At 71.7% G+C, this 16558-nt stretch carries 17 protein-coding genes; 11 read left to right on the plus strand and 6 right to left on the minus strand.

The window, feature by feature from the left end:
• Positions 1–90 precede the first annotated feature (90 nt).
• Together AB0E14_RS18560 and AB0E14_RS18565 are read left to right on the plus strand one after the other, a co-directional pair.
• Entirely contained in the window at positions 91–795 is a 705-nt protein-coding gene (locus AB0E14_RS18560; RefSeq protein ID WP_362418558.1) for a 4'-phosphopantetheinyl transferase superfamily protein, read from the plus strand.
• A gap of 49 nt (positions 796–844) precedes the next feature.
• Positions 845–2020: an ROK family transcriptional regulator gene (locus AB0E14_RS18565; RefSeq protein ID WP_362418561.1), complete on the plus strand. Its 1176-nt coding sequence runs from the start codon at positions 845–847 to the stop codon at positions 2018–2020.
• Positions 2021–2031: 11 nt separating this feature from the next.
• On the opposite strand, the gene AB0E14_RS18570 is transcribed toward AB0E14_RS18565, so the two are convergent.
• Positions 2032–2430 (minus strand): VOC family protein, encoded by a 399-nt coding sequence (locus AB0E14_RS18570; RefSeq protein ID WP_362418564.1) that lies wholly within the window; start codon positions 2428–2430, stop codon positions 2032–2034.
• Positions 2427–2948, minus strand: a complete 522-nt coding sequence (locus AB0E14_RS18575; RefSeq protein ID WP_362418567.1) for a cupin domain-containing protein — start codon at positions 2946–2948, stop codon at positions 2427–2429. The genes AB0E14_RS18570 and AB0E14_RS18575 overlap by 4 nt, the downstream gene beginning before the upstream one ends.
• Before the next feature lie 311 nt (positions 2949–3259).
• On the opposite strand from AB0E14_RS18575, the gene AB0E14_RS18580 reads away from it, so the two are divergent.
• The 6 genes from AB0E14_RS18580 to AB0E14_RS18605 all read left to right on the plus strand — a co-directional run bounded on the left by AB0E14_RS18580 (position 3260) and on the right by AB0E14_RS18605 (position 8449).
• Positions 3260–4432, plus strand: a complete 1173-nt coding sequence (locus tag AB0E14_RS18580) for an ATP-binding protein (protein ID WP_362418570.1) — start codon at positions 3260–3262, stop codon at positions 4430–4432.
• Complete coding sequence (locus AB0E14_RS18585; protein ID WP_362418573.1) at positions 4429–4830, plus strand: roadblock/LC7 domain-containing protein; 402 nt, start codon at positions 4429–4431, stop codon at positions 4828–4830. The genes AB0E14_RS18580 and AB0E14_RS18585 overlap by 4 nt, the downstream gene beginning before the upstream one ends.
• Positions 4827–5204 (plus strand): DUF742 domain-containing protein, encoded by a 378-nt coding sequence (locus AB0E14_RS18590; protein ID WP_362418576.1) that lies wholly within the window; start codon positions 4827–4829, stop codon positions 5202–5204. The genes AB0E14_RS18585 and AB0E14_RS18590 overlap by 4 nt, the downstream gene beginning before the upstream one ends.
• A complete protein-coding gene (locus tag AB0E14_RS18595) occupies positions 5179–5772 on the plus strand; it encodes an ATP/GTP-binding protein (protein ID WP_362418579.1) in 594 nt (197 codons plus the stop codon). Before AB0E14_RS18590 ends, AB0E14_RS18595 begins: the two co-directional genes overlap by 26 nt.
• A gap of 15 nt (positions 5773–5787) precedes the next feature.
• Entirely contained in the window at positions 5788–7122 is a 1335-nt protein-coding gene (locus AB0E14_RS18600; protein WP_362418582.1) for a cytochrome P450, read from the plus strand.
• 106 nt (positions 7123–7228) lie between these two features.
• Positions 7229–8449, plus strand: coding sequence for a tryptophan dimethylallyltransferase family protein (locus AB0E14_RS18605; protein ID WP_362418585.1), 1221 nt, complete (start codon positions 7229–7231; stop codon positions 8447–8449).
• A gap of 33 nt (positions 8450–8482) precedes the next feature.
• Here AB0E14_RS18605 and AB0E14_RS18610 read toward each other — a convergent pair whose 3' ends face one another.
• On the minus strand, positions 8483–9823 hold the full coding sequence (locus tag AB0E14_RS18610; RefSeq protein WP_362418588.1) for an NAD(P)-binding domain-containing protein: 1341 nt from the start codon (positions 9821–9823) through the stop codon (positions 8483–8485).
• Positions 9824–10129: 306 nt separating this feature from the next.
• On the opposite strand from AB0E14_RS18610, the gene AB0E14_RS18615 reads away from it, so the two are divergent.
• From AB0E14_RS18615 to AB0E14_RS18625, 3 genes are all read left to right on the plus strand, one after another.
• A complete protein-coding gene (locus tag AB0E14_RS18615; protein WP_362418591.1) occupies positions 10130–10933 on the plus strand; it encodes an endonuclease in 804 nt (267 codons plus the stop codon).
• Between the two features lie 174 nt (positions 10934–11107).
• Positions 11108–12364 carry a serine hydrolase domain-containing protein gene (locus tag AB0E14_RS18620; protein ID WP_362418594.1) on the plus strand — a complete coding sequence of 419 codons (1257 nt, stop codon included), beginning with the start codon at positions 11108–11110 and terminating at the stop codon, positions 12362–12364.
• 312 nt (positions 12365–12676) lie between these two features.
• Positions 12677–13447, plus strand: a complete 771-nt coding sequence (locus tag AB0E14_RS18625) for a hypothetical protein (RefSeq protein ID WP_362418597.1) — start codon at positions 12677–12679, stop codon at positions 13445–13447.
• A 90-nt stretch (positions 13448–13537) separates the two neighbouring features.
• On the opposite strand, the gene AB0E14_RS18630 is transcribed toward AB0E14_RS18625, so the two are convergent.
• The 3 genes from AB0E14_RS18630 to AB0E14_RS18640 all read right to left on the minus strand — a co-directional run bounded on the left by AB0E14_RS18630 (position 13538) and on the right by AB0E14_RS18640 (position 16366).
• Complete coding sequence (locus AB0E14_RS18630) at positions 13538–14131, minus strand: DUF998 domain-containing protein (protein ID WP_362418600.1); 594 nt, start codon at positions 14129–14131, stop codon at positions 13538–13540.
• A 100-nt stretch (positions 14132–14231) separates the two neighbouring features.
• On the minus strand, positions 14232–15041 hold the full coding sequence (locus AB0E14_RS18635) for a pyridoxamine 5'-phosphate oxidase family protein (protein WP_362418603.1): 810 nt from the start codon (positions 15039–15041) through the stop codon (positions 14232–14234).
• Positions 15038–16366 (minus strand): globin domain-containing protein, encoded by a 1329-nt coding sequence (locus AB0E14_RS18640; protein ID WP_362418606.1) that lies wholly within the window; start codon positions 16364–16366, stop codon positions 15038–15040. The genes AB0E14_RS18635 and AB0E14_RS18640 overlap by 4 nt, the downstream gene beginning before the upstream one ends.
• Between the last annotated feature and the right edge of the window lie 192 nt (positions 16367–16558).

The raw sequence follows: 16558 nt of genomic DNA on the forward strand, positions 1-16558 counted from the left end.
ACGGAGGGCCAAATCGATTTGGCCAAATCGATTTGGCCGCCAGTATCCGAGGGCCCCCGCTCAGCGTCAAGGCCTCCTAGACTGTCCCCCATGAAGATCGTGCCGCGGCTGCTCCCCCACTCCCCCGAGCTGGAGCCGCCCACGCCGCCCGCGCTGCCCGTTCCCGGTGATGCGCCGCACGTGTGGCTCGTCCGGGCACCCGAAGTGGACCTGCCCGCCGCGCGGACGGACGTGCTCGACGCCGGGGAGCGGGAGACCGCGCGGGGGTTCCGGAGCGACGCGGACCGTCGTACGTACGCCGAAGTGCACGTCGGGCTGCGGGTGTTGCTGGGCGGCTACCTGGGGATGAAGCCCCAGGACGTGCCGCTCGTACGGCGGCCGTGCCCGGAGTGCCGGGAGCCGCACGGGCGGCCCGCCGTCGAGGGCGATCCCCTCCACTTCTCCCTCTCGCACAGCGACGGTCTCGGCCTGCTCGCCTTCGCGGCGAGCCCGGTCGGGGTGGACGTCGAGCGGCTCCCGGGGCCGGACACGGTCGAAGAGGTCGCGCCGATGCTGCATCCGCGCGAGGCAGCGGAGTTGGCCGCGCTGCCCACGGCCGAGCGGCCGCGCGCCTTCGCGCGGACCTGGGCGCGCAAGGAGGCGTATCTGAAGGGTCTCGGCACGGGTCTGGCCCGCGGGCTCGCGCTCGACCACATCGGTGCGGCCGAACCGTGCGAGGCCCGGCTGCCGGGCTGGCGGATCGGCGACGTCACGGTCGACCCCACGCACGCGGGGGCCGTGGCCGTCCGGATCTGAGCGCACGACCGCGCGCCCAAGGGCTCGTGCGATACGCCAGAATGACGGGATGACCAGCAACGACGTGGGTGGCGAGCAGATCTGGAACCCGCAGCGCCTGCGCAGCGGGAACGAGCGGTTGCTGCTCGGTCTGCTGCGCTCCGCGGGACCCGCCTCCCGGGCCCAGCTCGCCCGGACCACGGGCCTGTCCAAGCCCACGGTCTCCAGCGCCCTGGCCTCGCTCGAACAGGCCGGGCTCGTCAGACAGGCGGGGGTCCACACGCCCGAACGCGGCCGGACCGCCGTGCTCTACGCACCGGACCCCACCGCGGGCTACGCGCTCGGCATCGACATCGGCCGGGCCTGGCTGCGCGTCGCCCTCGCCGACCTCGACGGCACGGTCGTGGCCCGTACGGACGTGCGCAACCAGGCCCGCAGCTCGGGGCCGATGGCGGACCTGGTCGTTACCACCGCCCGTCAGCTCGTGGGGAGTTCCGCAGTCGCGCCGGCCACGATCGTGCAGGCGGTCGTGGGGACGCCCGGCGTCTACGACGAGGACCTGCGGCGGGTCAGGTTCGCGGGGAACCTGCCCGGCTGGGGGCGCCCGGGGCTCTTCGACCGGATGCGCGAGGGGCTCGGCCTGCCCCTCGCCGTCCACAACGACGCCAATCTCGCCGCGCTCGGGGAGTACACCGTCGGGGTCGGCGCGGGCAGCAGGCTCTTCGTGTACCTGATGATCGGCACCGGTCTGGGCATGGGCGTGGTGAGCGAGGGCCGGCTCTTCACCGGGGCGCACGGCGGCGCGGGCGAGATCGGCTTCCTGCCGTGGCCGGGGCGCCAGGGACCGGGCACCCTGGAGGGGCTGGTCTCCGGTGACGCGGTGGTCGCCGCCGCCCGGGAGCGGGGCATGACCGGGGACCTCAGCGCGAAGGACGTCTTCGACGCGGCCCGGTCGGGCGACCCGTCCGCCGTCGAGGCGGTCGAGTTGGAGGGCGAGCGCCTCGCGCACACGGTGGCCGCCGTCTCCTCGGTGCTCGACCCCGATCTCGTGGTCCTCGGCGGCGGCGTCGGCCACAGCGCGGACCTGCTGCTCCGTACGGTGCGGACGACCCTGCGGGCGATCACGCCCCTCCGCCCCCGGGTCGCCGCGAGCACCCTCGGCGAGGACGCGGTGCTGCACGGCGCCCTCGCCATCGCCCTGGACACGGCGCGGGACGTCGTCTTCGAACGCCGCCCGCACCCCTAGGAAGAGTGTCCTCAGCCCCAGGTGCGGGAGCAGAGCACCAGCTGGTAGCCGTCCGGGTCGGCGATCGTGACGCCGTACTCGTCCCAGTAGGGGTTGTGCGCCGCGACCCGCGTGCCGCCGGCCGCCGTCAGGCGGTCGATGAGCGACTGCTCCGCCGGTTCGCCGAGGTAGAGCACGAAGAGGTCCTCCACGGTGGGCGTCGGCTCCACCGGGTGCTCCGGGTCGCGGGTCAGCTCGAAGTGCCAGGAGCCGTCCTTCGGGCCGACCATCAGCAGGTCGTGCTTGCCCGACACGCGTTCGGTCGTGCGCCACAGGACGTCCAGGCCGAGGCCGTCCACGTAGAACCGCTCGGCGGCGGCGAGGTCCCGCGAGGGCCGGGCCACACGGACGTGCACCGTGGTGTCGATCATGCCGAGGCCTCCAGGGCGGCACGCCAGACCGGGCTGTCGACATAGTGGTTGTCGTAGCGCTCAGCGGACGCGGCGATCTCCTTGGGGTCGGCCTCGCCACGCATCACACGGCCGAGCAGCCGCAGGTAGTCGAAGCGGCCCATGCCCGGGGTGAAGACGAACAGGACGTCCGCCTCGCAGCCGGGCGCGGCGGCGAAGGCGTGCGGGGTGTGCGGCGGCACGGCGAGGAAGTCGCCCGCCTCCAGGACGGTGATCTCCTCCCCCACCAGCACCTGGAGGGAGCCGCTGATCACGAAGAACAGCTCGGTCGCCTTGGTGTGGAAGTGCGCGGGCGCGCCCACGGCGCCCTTGGCGAAGGTGGAGCGGTAACTGGTGAATCCGTCCGCCGTGCCGTCCGAGTCGGCGAACAGCCTCATCACACTGCTGGGGTCGGCGCAGGTCTCGGCCTCTGCGTGCCGGGTCAGGACCGGAGGGAAGGGGGCGGCGGACGGAGTCCCCTGGGATGCGTTGTCAGTCATGATCCGGACTTTACGATCATGAACACGCTTCTGGCCAGGGCTTTCGTGCCCGAGAGCGCCACAGTGCGAGATGAACGCGCGGTGAACTCACATCGAACCGAGAAGCCCTACTGGAGCGCCTCTTTGACGCTCGGTCACCTGTTCGTGCCCGGTGCTAAGATCACCACGCTTGCGGAGCGGTGGATGGGTGCACGACAACATCTCCGACCACGGCGACCCTCCGGATCGGTACCCCCGGACACCGGAAGGCCGGCCGGGCCACCCGCATTGACGGAATTCAGCAGCACCGTCAGTCGCCTGAAGAGAGCCTTATGACGTATTACGTACAGAACCCGGTCCTCTGGGTCCTCCTGGCCGCCACTCTTGGCGCCGCCGCGGTCATCGTTCGCCAGCGCAAGGCGATTCGGACCTTACGGCAGGGGACCGAGGAGCTCAAGGCACATTACTCCGAATTGGAGAACAGCTACACGAAATCCGTCGAGGAAGAGAAGGAGCGCGCACAGGAATCGACCAAGTCGGTCCTCAAGTCCGCGATGCGGACGCTCCAAGGCCTCGCCGCCGAGCAGCAGTTGGTCATCTCCGGACTTCAGAACAAGTACGGAGACTCCGTCATTCTCCGGGACCTCCTGGAGATCGACCACACCAACTCGCAGTTCGGTCGGCGCGCCCAGTCGATCGCCGTCCTGTGCGACGGCTGGCTCGGTCGGCACCGCGAGATCGCGTCGGTGTACGACGTGGTCCGCAGCGCCCAGGGCCGTATCCGCCACTTCCGGCGGGTGGAGATCCTCTCCCAGGTCGACTTCGGCATCACCAGCCGCGCCGTCGAGCCGGTGGCCCTCGCGCTCGCCGAGCTCCTCGACAACGCGACCAGCTATTCCAGCCCGGACACCGTGGTCGAGATCAATATCCGTACCGTGCCCAAGGGCATTTGCATCGTCGTCGACGACGCCGGTGTCGGTATGAACGACGAGGAACGGGTCAGGGCCGAGAAACTCCTGTCCACCGAGCGGGTGTCCGGTGTCTCCGGGCTCGGCAGCCCGCCGCAGTTCGGTTTCGCCGTGATCGGAGTGCTCAGTGAGCGCTTCGGATTCGAGGTGTCCGTGGATTCCACTTCGCCGTACGGAGGCGTCCGCAGCGTCCTCCTGATTCCGCACGACCTGCTCACCGGAATGCCGGAGAAGAGGGCCCCGCAGCCGGCCGCATCCGCGACCGCCGTGCCGGAGCCGAGCGGCCCCACGCCCGTCGTGGCGGCGACCGCCACGACGGACGACGGCCTGCCGAAGCGCCGCCGCAAGCGGCCGATGGCCATCGTCCCCGGCGGCGAGCAGTCCGCACCCGCTCCGGCGCGCTCCGGCGCGGAGACCGCCGCGATCATGGGGGCCTTCCAGCGGGGCACGCAGTCCGGACGGGCCGCCCGCTCGGACGCGGCGGATCATTCGAGCAGCACACGTGATGCGAGCAGCGAAGGGCATGAGGTCTCGTGAACGACGATCTGTCATGGATGCTTGACAGCGCCTTGGAGATACCCGGGGCGCTGCACGCGGTCCTGGTCTCCGCGGACGGCCTGCTGATGGCCCGTACCAAGGCGTTCGGCAAGGACAACGCCGACACGGTGGCCGCGGCGATGAGCGGCATGCAGTCGCTCAGTCGCTCGCTCGGCTTCTTCGTCGAGCCCGGGCGCCTGCAGTGGCGCCAGACGCTGGTCGAGTTCGACGGCGGCTGGGTCTTCCTGATCTCCGCGGGCGAGGGCGCCTACCTCGGCGTCTCGGCCTCCCCCGATGTCGACATGCAGGACATCACCTTCCGTATGCAGCAGCTCGTCGGCCAGCTCGGCAAGGCGCTGACCACGCCGCCGCGCGAGAACCTCGGCGCCCGCTCATGAGCCGCTTCGACGAACGGGAGCCGGAGGCCGCGGAGTTAGTCCGTCCCTACGTCATCACCAAGGGCCGCGGACTGCCCGACGAGGAGCAGCTGTCGCTGGTGACCCTGGTCACCGCGTCCGCCGATCACCATCAGCGCCCCACCCGGCTCTCGCCGGAGGAGCAGAGCATGCTGGACCTGTGCACCGCCGGCTATCTCTCGGTCGCCGAGGTCGCGGGGCACACCCGGCTGCCCATCGGTGTGGTCAGGATCCTCCTCTCCGCCCTCACCGAGGGCGGGTACCTCATCACCCGCCCTCCCGTGCAGCGTGCCGCGCTCGCGGACCGAGACATCCTCGAGGAGGTACTGAATGGTCTCCGCGCCAAGTTTGGGTGAGCAGGCGTACGTGCGCGACGGCGCCACGCAGACCGCCGTCAAGATCCTCGTCGTCGGCCACTTCGCCGTCGGCAAGACCACGTTCATCGGTGCGATCTCGGAGATCCCTCCGCTGACCACCGAGGAGACGATGACCCGCGCGGGCGAGTCGTTCGACGACCTCAAGGGCGTCCGCTCCAAGACCACCACCACGGTGGCGATGGACTTCGGCCGGCTGACGATCAGCGAGCGGGTCGTGCTGTACCTGTTCGGAACGCCGGGCCAGATGCGCTTCGTCCAGATGTGGGAGGACATGGCGCGCGGCGCGCTCGGCGCGCTGGTCCTCGTCGACCCGGAGCGGCTCGCGGACTCCTTCGCCGTGATCGACCTGATCGAGCAGTACGGGCTCGACTACGCGATCGCCGTCAACCACTTCGACGGGAACCCGGACCGCGGGGAGCGGGCGCTCCGCGAGGCGCTGGACCTGCTCGACGACACCCCGATCGTCACCTGCGACGCGCGTGACGAGAAGTCGTCCGCCGACGCGCTGATCACCCTCGTCCGGTACCTGCTGGACCGCGCTCACTAGAAGCAGAGAGAAATCATGGACGCTCGATCCACCGCACCCGTACCCCCGCCGGGGTGCCCCGCGCACGCCGACGGCGGACGGATCCCGCTGTACGGGCCGGAGTTCCAGGCCGATCCGGACGCGTACTACGCCTACATGCGCCACTTCGGGCCGACCGCGCCCGTCGAGCTGGCTCCCGGGGTGGAGGCCACCCTCGTCACGGACTACCAGGCGGCCCTGCAACTCCTCCAGGACTCGGGCAACTTCCGCAAGGACGCGCGCCGCTGGCGGCACCTGAACGATGGGCTGATCAGCCCGGACAACCCGGTCGTCCCGGTCCTCGCGTACCGGCCGAACGCCATGTTCAGCGACGGCGCGGAGCACCTGCGGCTGCGGCAGGCGATCACGGACAGCATGGCCCGGGTCGACACCCGCAAGCTGAGCCGGACCACGGAACAGGTGTCCGACTACCTCATCTCGCGGTTCGGCGGGCGTGGTTCCGCCGACCTCCTGGGGGACTACGCGCGGCAGCTGCCGCTCTTCGTCTTCAACGAGGTCTTCGGCTGCCCGGCCGACATCGGCGACCGCGTGCTGTTCGGCATCACCGGCATGTTCGACGGTGTGAACGCCGAGCGGGCGGTCGAGGTGCTGTTCGGCGCCGTCGGCGAGCTGGTGGCGCTCAAGCGCGCCAAGCCCGGTGACGACGTCACCTCCTGGCTGCTTCAGCACCCGGCGAAGCTGACCGACGAGGAGATGGTCCACCAGGTGGCCCTGCTCCTGGGGGCGGGGACCGACCCGCTGGGCAACCTGATCGGCAACACGCTGCACCGGCTGCTCACGGACGACCGGTACGCCGACGGCGGTGGCCTGATCGACGAGGCCATCGACGACACGCTGTGGGACAACCCGCCCATGCCGAACTACGCGCCCCACTACCCGGCCACCGACGTGGAGTTCGCCGGGACGAAGCTGGGGGCCGGTGATCTCGTACTGGTCAGCTTCGCGGCGGCCAACACGGGGCCGAAGCTGTCGGCCGCGCGTGAAGCCGGCAGCAACCGGTCCCACCTGGCGTGGAGCGCGGGCCCGCACGCCTGCCCTTCGAAGGAGCCCGCGCGGCAGATCACCGTCACCGCCATCGAGAACCTGCTCAACCAGCTCCCCGATGTCGATCTGGCCGTGCCGGAGGAGAGCCTGGTCTGGCGTCCCGGTCCGTTCAACCGGGGCCTCACCACGCTGCCGGCCCGCTTCACCCCGGTCGAGCCGGCGCGCCGCAGCGCTCCGCAGGCGCAGCCGGACCCGTCCGCGTCGGCCGAGCAGGGTCGCAAGCGCGGGGGGATGTGGAGCCAGTTCCTCAACTGGCTCGCCAAGTGATCGAGTCAACACCGAACGGATTCGCCTCATCCGCATGAACGTTCAACCTCGGGGGTAGTGAGCTTCGCGTTGTTCAGGCGTGCTCATGAGGTTAGGGAGGTGTCGGGTGGAGCAGATATCCGCCGATCCCGATGTCATGCGTCAACTCGCGGCGATCCGCCCCTTCGATACCCGCCCTTCGGGGCGGGTATCTTCTTGGCCTCCGCTCCCCGGGGAGACGCTCGGCGGTCACGCGGCGAGACAGATCCTGCGGCTCTGCGAGGCCGCGGGACTGAGCGGGAACGACTCGGTGGAGTACGCGCGGACGCTGCTGTCGGTGCTCGGCCCGGTCGCCGAACGGCCACTCGACATGCCCCCGCCGTACGACTCCTTCCTCTCCGACGACCACACCCCCGTCGAGTACTCGCTCGCCTTCACCCCCGACGCGCAACCGACCCTGCGGGTGCTGCTCGAGCCGGGGTGCGGCGCCGGGAGCCTGGCGGAGAACGGACGGGTCGGGTTGCGGGCCGTGCGCGCGCTGGCGCGGCGCTGGGGGTTCTCCACCCAGCGGCTCGACGAGCTGGAGGACCTGTTCTTCCCCGCGGCCCCCGAGGGCCCGTTGGCGCTCTGGCTGGCGCTGGAACTGCTTCCCGGCGGAGTGCCCAAGGTCAAGGTGTACCTGAATCCCGCGGCGTCCGGGGAGGAACGTTCCGTCGCGACGGTGCGCGAGGCGCTCGGCAGGCTCGGGCACGACCGGGCGTTCGGTTCGCTCCCCCCGAGCGAGCGTCCGCTGTTCTTCGCCCTGGACCTCGGCGACTGGGAGGAGCCCCGGGCCAAGGTCTACCTGGTGCACCGCGACCTGTCGGCCCGGGAGGCGCCGGGCCTGGTCCGTACCCCGGGGGGCCCGGCTCGCTCGCAGATCACGCGGTTCTTCCGCACGGCCGCCGGGCAGGCCGCCTTCGGCCCCGGCTCGCGGCTCGGCCTCGACGTACCGCTCGACCGCCGACCGGGCCTGAGCTGCCACGCGTTCACCTCCACGAGGTCCGCCCGGCCCAGCGGCTTCACCCTGCACGTCCCCGTCCGTGACTACGCGCGCCACGACGGGGAGGCCCTCGACCGGGCGGTGACGCTGCTCCGTCGCCACGGCATGGACCCGGCGCCCCTGGTGGAGGCGCTGAGCGCCGTGACCCCGCGGAGGCTGGAGGACGGTGCCGGGCTGATCGCCTACCTGGCCCTGGCCCACCAGGCGGGCAAGCCCCTGCGGGTGACCGCGTACATCTCCTCGGAGGCGTACGAGGTCCGGCCGCCGGCCGCCGCACCGATCGCGCGGGTCGGAGCCGGCCGCTGACGAACCGGGCCGGGCATGGCTCCGACCGCCCCGCTACGCCTCCTGCAACTCCCGCAGTTCGCGCAGATAGGGGCCGACGTCCACCTGGATGGAGGAGCCACCCGTGGTCCGCCCGTAGCGTTCCTCGATGCCCTCCAGATAGGTGTCGATCTCCTCGCGCATGACGTCCGCTGGCGGCAGGGCGGCCTTGCCCTCGACGATCCCCGCGACCCATCGCGACTGTGCCTCCACAAGACGCGTGATCGAGCCCACCGGGCGGATCAGACCGACGAAGTGGAGGCCAGGCAGGTCGGGGGCGACCACGCGCTTGTAGAGCTCGACCGTCCCCTGCCCGTCACCCGTCGGGCAACCGGCGGGAAGAAAGGGGAAGTCCATCCCGAATCCGGTGCAGTAGACGATCGCGTCGGCCTCTTCCACGGTCCCGTCGGTGAAGGTGACGCGGGCGCCGTCCAGCGAGTCGATCGCGGGCCTGGGGACCACCGCGCCGTGCCGTATCCGGCTGAGGATCTCGTCGGAGATGGTCACGGCCGAGGAGAAGATGGCGTGGTCGGGCTCCGGGAGGCCGTAGTCCGAGAGCTTCCCCCGCGCCACGAACAACGCCTTCTCGACGAAGCTCCGTTGGTTGTCGAAGGCCATGTCCTGCCACCAGGGCGCGTCGGCGATCAGGTCCACGGACATGCCGAAGAGCTGCTTGGGCACGAGGTGCAGCCCCCGGCGGACGGAGAGCGTGGTCCTGGCCGCGTACCGGGAGAGGTCGCAGGCGATGTCCACGCCGGAGGCCCCCATCCCCACGACGACGACCCGCTGTCCTGCGAAGTCGCCGCCGTCCTGGAAGTCCATCGAATGCAGGATCGTTCCGGCGAAGGACTCGGCGCCCGGCGGCAGCGGATCCGGCAGCGCCGCCCGGGTGTTGTGGCCGGAGGCGACGACCACGTGCTCGAAGCACCGGCGCGTCACCTCGCCGCGCGCGTCCCGGCTGGTGACCGTCCAGGTGCCGTCGCCCTCCGGTCGCACCGCGAGCACGTCCGTGTCCAGTTCGACGTGCGGCAGCAGCCCGGCCCACTCGGCGAACGCGCGCAGATAGGCCGCGACATCGGCGTGCCCGGGATAGAGGGGCAGCTCGGCCGGCATCGGGAAATCGGAGTAACCGGTGAGCTGCTTGGCGGTGTTCAGGTGCAGGGACCGGTAGCCGGGCCCCTGCTCACCGGCTCCCGGCTGCCGCCAGATCCCTCCGACGTCCGCTGCCCTCTCCAGGCAGACGAAGTCGATTCCCCGAGCCGCCAGAGCGTGCGCGGCCGCGAGCCCCGAAAGACCGGCGCCGATGACGCACACGGTCGCGGCGCGGGGAACACCGCCGGCTTGCGAGTCGCCCAAGGATCCCTGCACAGAACACCATCCGTCCTCGCACCGGGCGGCGGCCGGCGCCGCAGCCCCCGGGCTGGCGCCCGGCGGGATCACGATACCGAGCGGCCCTCGGGGCGAGTCGCCGAGGTGACGGCGGGAGGACGGCCCCGGTGGCGGCGTATGCGAGAACGTCACGAAAAAGCCTTCTCCGGGTTACACGGCGATCCCCTCCCCCGTGCGACGCTCCCGCTTGCACACTGTCAACACGCGTAGATCGACGTGGCGTTGAGCCCGCTCACCGGTCCCCCGCGTGCCGTCCCCCACGAAAGGCCCCCCATGTCCGTTGTGCACCCCCGCAGATGGAAGTCCGTGGCGGCGGCGATATCCGCCGTCCTCGTGGCCCTCACCCTCCCGGCCGTCACCGCCACCCCGGCGAACGCGACGACCACCGCGTACGACAGCACGTACTACAAGGACGCGATCGGCAAGACCGGTCCGAGCCTGAAGTCCTCGCTCCACACGATCATCAAGAGCCAGACGAAGATCTCGTACGACGCCGTCTGGAACGCGCTGAAGGTCACCGACCAGGATCCGAACAACAGCGCCAACGTGGTCCTGCTCTACAGCGGCGTCTCGCGCAGCAAGTCCCTCAACGGCGGGGACGTCGGCGACTGGAACCGCGAGCACGTGTGGGCCCAGTCGCACGGCAGCTTCGGCACCTCGGCCGGCCCCGGCACCGATCTGCACCACCTGCGCGCGTGCGACGTGCAGGTCAACAGCATCCGCGGCAACAAGGACTTCGACAACGGCGGCAGCGCGGTCAGCGGCGCGCCCGGCAGCTACACGGACTCCAACTCCTTCGAACCGCGCAACGCCGACAAGGGCGACGTGGCCCGGATGATCCTCTACATGGCCGTGCGCTACGAGGGCAACGACGGCTGGGCCGACCTGGAGGCCAACGAGTCGACCTCCAACGGCAGCGTCCCGCTGCACGGCCGGCTCTCGGTCCTGAAGCAGTGGAACGAGCAGGACCCGCCGAGCGCCTTCGAGGAGCGGCGCAATGACCTCATCTTCGGGACCTACCAGGGCAACCGGAACCCGTTCATCGACCACCCGGAGTGGGTCGAGGCGATCTGGTAGAGCGCGGCCAGGCGGGCCGGGCGCCGTCCGTGCGCTCCCCGCATGCCGAGCCCCCGCCCCTCGCGCGGGGGCTCGGCCCCTTGGCGGACGCGCTCTGCCCCACATGGGCGCGTCTCGCCCGCTCTGCGGAGTGTTCGACCGGTTCGCGGTGGGCTTCCCGCCATAGTGCCGGGCATGACACAGACACCCTCCGCGCGGCGTCGGCGCACCCGTACGGCCGCCCGTACGGCCCTGCTCTGCGCCGCCCTCCTCGGCCTCACCGCCCCGACGACCGTCGCCTCGCCGGCGCCCGCGCCCGGCACGGGCCCGGGCGGCGGCGGTGGCCGCGACTGCGTACGGACCGAGAACCCGCGCGACCCGCGCGCCCGGCAGGTCCTGGAGATCGCCCACAAGGCCAAGAACGAGCTCGCCCTGAACTCCGTGGAACTGCGGGTCACGATCGACGGACACGAGGTCGCCACCGACGCGCTCGGCCAGTCGATGACCGGGGTCCCGGCCGAGCCGGACATGCACTTCCGCGCCGGTTCGGTGGCCTTCGCGCACATCGCCACGGGCCTCCTGCAGCTGGTCGAGGAGAAGAAGGTCCGGCTCGACGACACCGTGGAGCGTTGGCTGCCCGACCTGCCCAAGGCCGAGCAGATCACCGTGCGCATGCTGGCCAACAACACCACCGGCCTCCACGACTACGTCACCGACCCGGCGTTCGGGGCCGAGCTGGAGGCCCATCCGTTCAAGCACTGGACGCCTGCGGAGCTGCTCGCCTTCCCGCTCAAGCACTCGTTCTGGTACGAGCCGGGCACCAGCTGGAGCTACTCGCACGCCAACTACCTGCTCCTGACCACCGTGATCGAGAAGATCACGGGGACCCGGATCGACACGTTCATGAAGGAGCGGGTCTGGAAGCCGCTCGGGCTCCGCAACACCCGGAACAACTTCACCCCGGACATCCCGCGCCCGGTCCTGCACGCCTTCACCTCCGACCGGGGCCTCTACGAGGAGTCCACCTTCTGGAACCCGTCGTGGACCACCGCCCCCGGCGCGGTGATCACCACCGACGTCTGCGACCTGGCCCGCTCGGCCGAGGGCATCGGCAAGGGTGAACTGATCTCGCCCCGCTCGTACCGCACCCTGCTCGACCCGGGCACGGTCGGCCTCGGCGGGGCGAGCCCGACCTGCCCCGCCTCGATCTGCCTGAAGCAGACCGAGGCCCAGCACTTCGGTCTCGGGGTCATCGTGGTCAACGGCTGGCTGGTGCAGAACCCGTCGTTCTCGGGGTACCAGGCGATCCAGGCGTACCTGCCGTCGAAGCGGCTCGCCATCGCCGTCTCCGCGACCAAGACGGCGACCACGCCCGACGGCAACCAGGCCGAGGTGGTCGCCCAGCGCATCGCGGCGAAGCTCGCACCGGGCACCCCCCTGACGATCGACTGACCCGCCCGTCAGGACCTGTGTCATCGGCTGACCCTCGGCGTGATCGGCGCGGGCCTTCCCTCCCGCACGGCGCGCGGCCCGGAAGCCGGGGGTACGGGACCGGGAGGCACGGGACCGGCGTGGCCGGACGCGGGAGGCGGCACCGGACCGGGTCGGCCGGAACCGGGAGGCACCGGACCGGGGGATTCCGGGGCGGGACGCACGAACCCGGCGTCCTGGTAGGACCCGCCGAAGCGAGGGACCGGAATTCCGGTGGATCCGGTCCCTACGGCGTTCACCTGACGGAGGGTCCCGTCGGGCAGCATGGTGACCATGAACTCGGAGCAGCCGCCGCCTCAGGAAGTGAACGTCGTCCACCCGGCCACCCTGGTGCACTCGGCCGACGTCGTGAACGCGAAGACGACCCTCCTCGAACTCCTCGCGCGCACCGGCGTACCGGCGGACGAGGCCGGGCGGCTGCTCGCACTCGTCGAGGCGGGCGCCCTCACGGAGGCGCACGGCGACCTGGCCGCTGTCGAGGCCGGCGTCCCCGCGGGCAAGGGGCAGCGGTACGCCTCCGGGTGGCAGGACTGCGCCCGGACGGCAGGCGACGCGCTGCTCCGCAGGGCCGACCGCGCCGTACGGGAGGCGCTGGGGCCGGACGCGCCGCCCGTCGCCGACACCGCGCACGTCCATCCCCCGGTCGCCGGGGTGGACGTGGCACGGGCCAAGGTGGCGGTGACCCCGCTCTACCTCACGTTCACGCATGAATCGGACCTCGATCCCGAGGTGTCGGACGAGGTCCTGGTCGCCGTGCTCGGCACGATGAGCACCGCCGAGCGGGCCGGCTACGCGGGCCGGCTCGCGGAGTTCGCCGAGGGCCGGCGCGAGCGGCTGACCCTGCTGTACGCGGAGTACGGCCCCGGCAGTGACGTCTCCATCCACGGCCGTTACTCCCTGCTGCACTCCCCCAGCAGCGTCGCCGTGCTCGAACGCCTCGTCGCGGCGCCGGCCGCGCTGCGGGAGGAGTGGGACCTCGGGGAGCTGCCCCCGGTCTGGCTGGAGGGGCTCTCGAAGGCCTGGGAGGCTCAGCCGGGCGACTGACCGGGGGTGAGCAGCAGCATCGGGGCGACCTGCAGGGCGGTCGCGGAGCCGTCGGCCGGTTCCAGGACGAGCCAGTCCTGCGCCAGAGGGTCAGGGGCGGTCCTCGGCGGAGAAGCGGAGGCAGGAGGCCACCACCACGAAGGGCCACACCGACTGCATGCAGGTCACGAGGCGTTCGGCGGCGCCGGGGGCGCCCTCGCGGTGTGTCTCGACCAGGAACCAGAGCGCCCCGAGGGCCATCAGCGCGGTCGCGGCCGCCGCCGGCACCAGCCGCAAGGCCCACGGGGCGGCTCGGTGCCGGTGCGCGGCCAGGACGGGCCACAGGGCGAGGAGCGCGAAGCCGGCCGCGGCGATCGAGCCGTGGCGCAGGGACCCGCCGCTGCTGGGCGCCGGGACCAGGACCACGAGGAAGGCCGCCACGCCGCCGGCCGCGAGGGCCCACCGCCCGGCGGGCGCCGCCGGTCGCAGCCCCCAGGCGGTCAACAGATGGCAGACGCCCAGCGCGAGCAGGGCGCCGGACATCACCCAGAACCCTTCGGCGCCATAGGCGCCCAGGACGCTGATCGTCTGGGTGGCGGGATCGTAGCCGGGCCCCTCCAGACGTGCCGCGAGCACCCAGCCCCCGGCAAGCAGGAGCGGCGCGCACCCCGAGGAGAGCAGGGCCCACCGTGGAACAGGTCGCATCCGCCCACCGTAAGCCGATCGTCCGCCGCCGCCACGCGGACGCGGGCGGGCCGGAGTCCGAACGGGTGGCGCCCGGGGACCGCGCCCGCCGCCGTGCGGGTCAGACGGTCACCTTGCGATGGAACCAGCCGTGGAACTCCTCGTCCTCGGCTCCGGCGCTCGCCGAGGGGCGCAGCTCGGCCCGTTCCAGCGCCCGCTCCGCCTCGGCCCGCCAGGCCTCCGCGTCCGTGCGCGGCGGCGGCGCGTACGGGCCCCGATCCGAGGCCTCGGCGGCGGCCCCGAAGAAGTCGCCGCCCTTGCGCCGCACGTCGTCCGTCCCCCACGCGCGGCCGGGACCGTTCCTGTCGACCTTCCGCAGGTGGGGGATGTGCTTGGCGCAGTGGATGTACGCCTCCTCGACGGTGACCTCCACCCACGCCTGCGCGCGCCGGCCCGGCACGGGGTCGACGGGAAGCCCCGGGTGGGCGCGCCGCATGGCGTCGTCCGCCACGATCCGGGCCCGGCCGTTGACGTGGAGGCCGATGCGGTCCTGCAGGAAGTCCATCATGAGGATGCCGACGTGGGCGTTCTCCTCGATGTTGCCGAGGCTGGCGTGCACGCCGTTGCCCCGGTACTCCGGGTAGGCGAGGGTCCGTTCGTCCAGGACGTGGAGGAACCCGGGCGGTCCGGCCCGGAAGGTGTTGTCGCACTCCCCGTGCCGGTCCGCGGTGGCCAGGAAGAACATCTCCTGGCGGGCCACGAACTCCCGCATGCGCGGGTTGAGCCGGTCCAGGACCTGTTCGTCGTAGAACTTGTCGGCCCGCTCGGTGGTGCCCAGGCGCCGCTGGACCTGGTGTTCGCCGCCGCTGCCCGGGCGGGTGGTGCGCACCGGGGCCGGCCGCCGGTGTCCGGTCTCTTCGAAGGTGCTCAATTCCGTGCCCCGACCAGTTCCTCGATGGAGTCGTGCCGTATGCGGTGGGTGGGGATGCCGATGCCCAGCAGGGTGTCGACGCCGCGCCGGATCATTCCGGGCGGTCCCGAGAGATAGGCGTCGTAGCTGTGCCACGGGCCGTACTCGCAGACCGCGTCCGGGAGTTGGCCGCACAGCTGTCCTTCGAGCCCGTCGTCGACGACCGGCCGGACCGAGAGCCAGGGGTGCGACTGCTGGAGCCGGAGCATGGTGTCGATGTCGTACAGGTCGTGGTCGTGTCTCGCCCCGTAGAAGACCTGGACGGAGCGGCGTCTGCCGTGCTGGGCCACGTCCTCGACGAGGGCCTTGATGGGCGCGATGCCGGTGCCGCCGCCGAGGCAGAGCAGCCCGTTGTCGGTGCTGTGGTCCACGGTCATGGAGCCGGTGGGCGCGCCCAGGCGGATGACGTGGCCCGGACGGGCCCGGTGCACGAGGGCGTTGGAGACCCAGCCCGCCGGGACGGCCTTGACGTGGAAGGAGAGCAGCCCGTCGGAGCGGGGCGCGGAGGCGAAGGAGTAGTGCCGCCAGACGCGCGGCCACCACGGGGTCTCCAGGGCGGTGTACTGGCCCGCCAGGAAGGGGTAGGGCTGGTCGGGGCGGACCGTCACGACCGCGACGTCCCGGGTGCGCATCTCGTGGGCCACCACTTCGGCCTGCCACCAGGCGGGGGCGCGCAGTTCGTCCTCGGCGGCCGCGTCGATCATGATCTGGGAGATCGCGGTGTAGGCGCCGACCCAGGCCGCCTCGGTCCGCGGTCCCCAGCTGCGCGGGGCGTAGCGGGACAGGGCGCCGATGAGGCACTCGCCCACGGCCGGGTAGTGCTCGGGCAGCGTGCCGTACTTCCGGTGTCCCCGGCCGAGCCGGGTGAGGTACGCGGTGAGGGTGTCGGCGTCGTCCACATGGGTCGCGGCGGTGAGCAGCGCGGCGAAGAGGCGGTCGCGCTGGGTGTCCATCGCGGCGGGGAACAGGGCGCGCAGTTCGGGGTGCTTGAGGAAGAGCAGGGCGTAGAAGTGGCCGGTGACCGTGTGGGCGATCGGCTCGATCTCGGCGAGCGTGCGGCGCAGCAGCGCGGCGTCCGAGGTGTCCTCGGCGGGCCCGGGGGCCGTACGGCCCGGCGCGGGGCTGGGCGTGGGCCCCGGCGCGGAACGCGGCGCGGAGCCCGGCGTGGGGTGGCCCGGCGCGGAGCCCGGTGCGGAGGCCGGGACGCGCCCGAACCAGCCGGCGTTCCGGCCGCCTGTGCCGCCGTAGCTCGCGTTGTCGGCCGACGTGGGGGTCGGACCATCCATCGGTTTGCCTCGCCTCGAACGTCTTTCGGTGGGTCTTCGCGCATGGGGTCCGAATGTGCCCCGTTTTCCCTTCCCTTTCCTTTTCGGAATTCCTTGCACGGGTGTGCGAACGCGCTCGACCCTACCCCGGGGGCCGGATTCCATAAAGGGAAGCCTTGCCCCTTGCCACCACGACGAGTTCGACACGAAACG

Source organism: Streptomyces sp. NPDC047981 (assembly GCF_040653315.1).
In the GTDB taxonomy this organism is placed as follows: domain Bacteria; phylum Actinomycetota; class Actinomycetes; order Streptomycetales; family Streptomycetaceae; genus Streptomyces.

What these genes read in the sequence shown, in the direction of transcription:
- AB0E14_RS18595 (WP_362418579.1), top strand. Translation starts at nt 5,179, where the DNA reads ATGGTCTCCGCGCCAAGTTTGGGTGAGCAGGCGTACGTGCGCGACGGC.
- AB0E14_RS18560 (WP_362418558.1), top strand. Translation starts at nt 91, where the DNA reads ATGAAGATCGTGCCGCGGCTGCTCCCCCACTCCCCCGAGCTGGAGCCG.
- AB0E14_RS18600 (WP_362418582.1), top strand. Translation starts at nt 5,788, where the DNA reads ATGGACGCTCGATCCACCGCACCCGTACCCCCGCCGGGGTGCCCCGCG.
- AB0E14_RS18625 (WP_362418597.1), top strand. Translation starts at nt 12,677, where the DNA reads ATGAACTCGGAGCAGCCGCCGCCTCAGGAAGTGAACGTCGTCCACCCG.
- AB0E14_RS18590 (WP_362418576.1), top strand. Translation starts at nt 4,827, where the DNA reads ATGAGCCGCTTCGACGAACGGGAGCCGGAGGCCGCGGAGTTAGTCCGT.
- AB0E14_RS18620 (WP_362418594.1), top strand. Translation starts at nt 11,108, where the DNA reads ATGACACAGACACCCTCCGCGCGGCGTCGGCGCACCCGTACGGCCGCC.
- AB0E14_RS18570 (WP_362418564.1), bottom strand. Translation starts at nt 2,430, where the DNA reads ATGATCGACACCACGGTGCACGTCCGTGTGGCCCGGCCCTCGCGGGAC.
- AB0E14_RS18630 (WP_362418600.1), bottom strand. Translation starts at nt 14,131, where the DNA reads ATGCGACCTGTTCCACGGTGGGCCCTGCTCTCCTCGGGGTGCGCGCCG.
- AB0E14_RS18615 (WP_362418591.1), top strand. Translation starts at nt 10,130, where the DNA reads ATGTCCGTTGTGCACCCCCGCAGATGGAAGTCCGTGGCGGCGGCGATA.
- AB0E14_RS18640 (WP_362418606.1), bottom strand. Translation starts at nt 16,366, where the DNA reads ATGGATGGTCCGACCCCCACGTCGGCCGACAACGCGAGCTACGGCGGC.
- AB0E14_RS18575 (WP_362418567.1), bottom strand. Translation starts at nt 2,948, where the DNA reads ATGACTGACAACGCATCCCAGGGGACTCCGTCCGCCGCCCCCTTCCCT.
- AB0E14_RS18565 (WP_362418561.1), top strand. Translation starts at nt 845, where the DNA reads ATGACCAGCAACGACGTGGGTGGCGAGCAGATCTGGAACCCGCAGCGC.
- AB0E14_RS18580 (WP_362418570.1), top strand. Translation starts at nt 3,260, where the DNA reads ATGACGTATTACGTACAGAACCCGGTCCTCTGGGTCCTCCTGGCCGCC.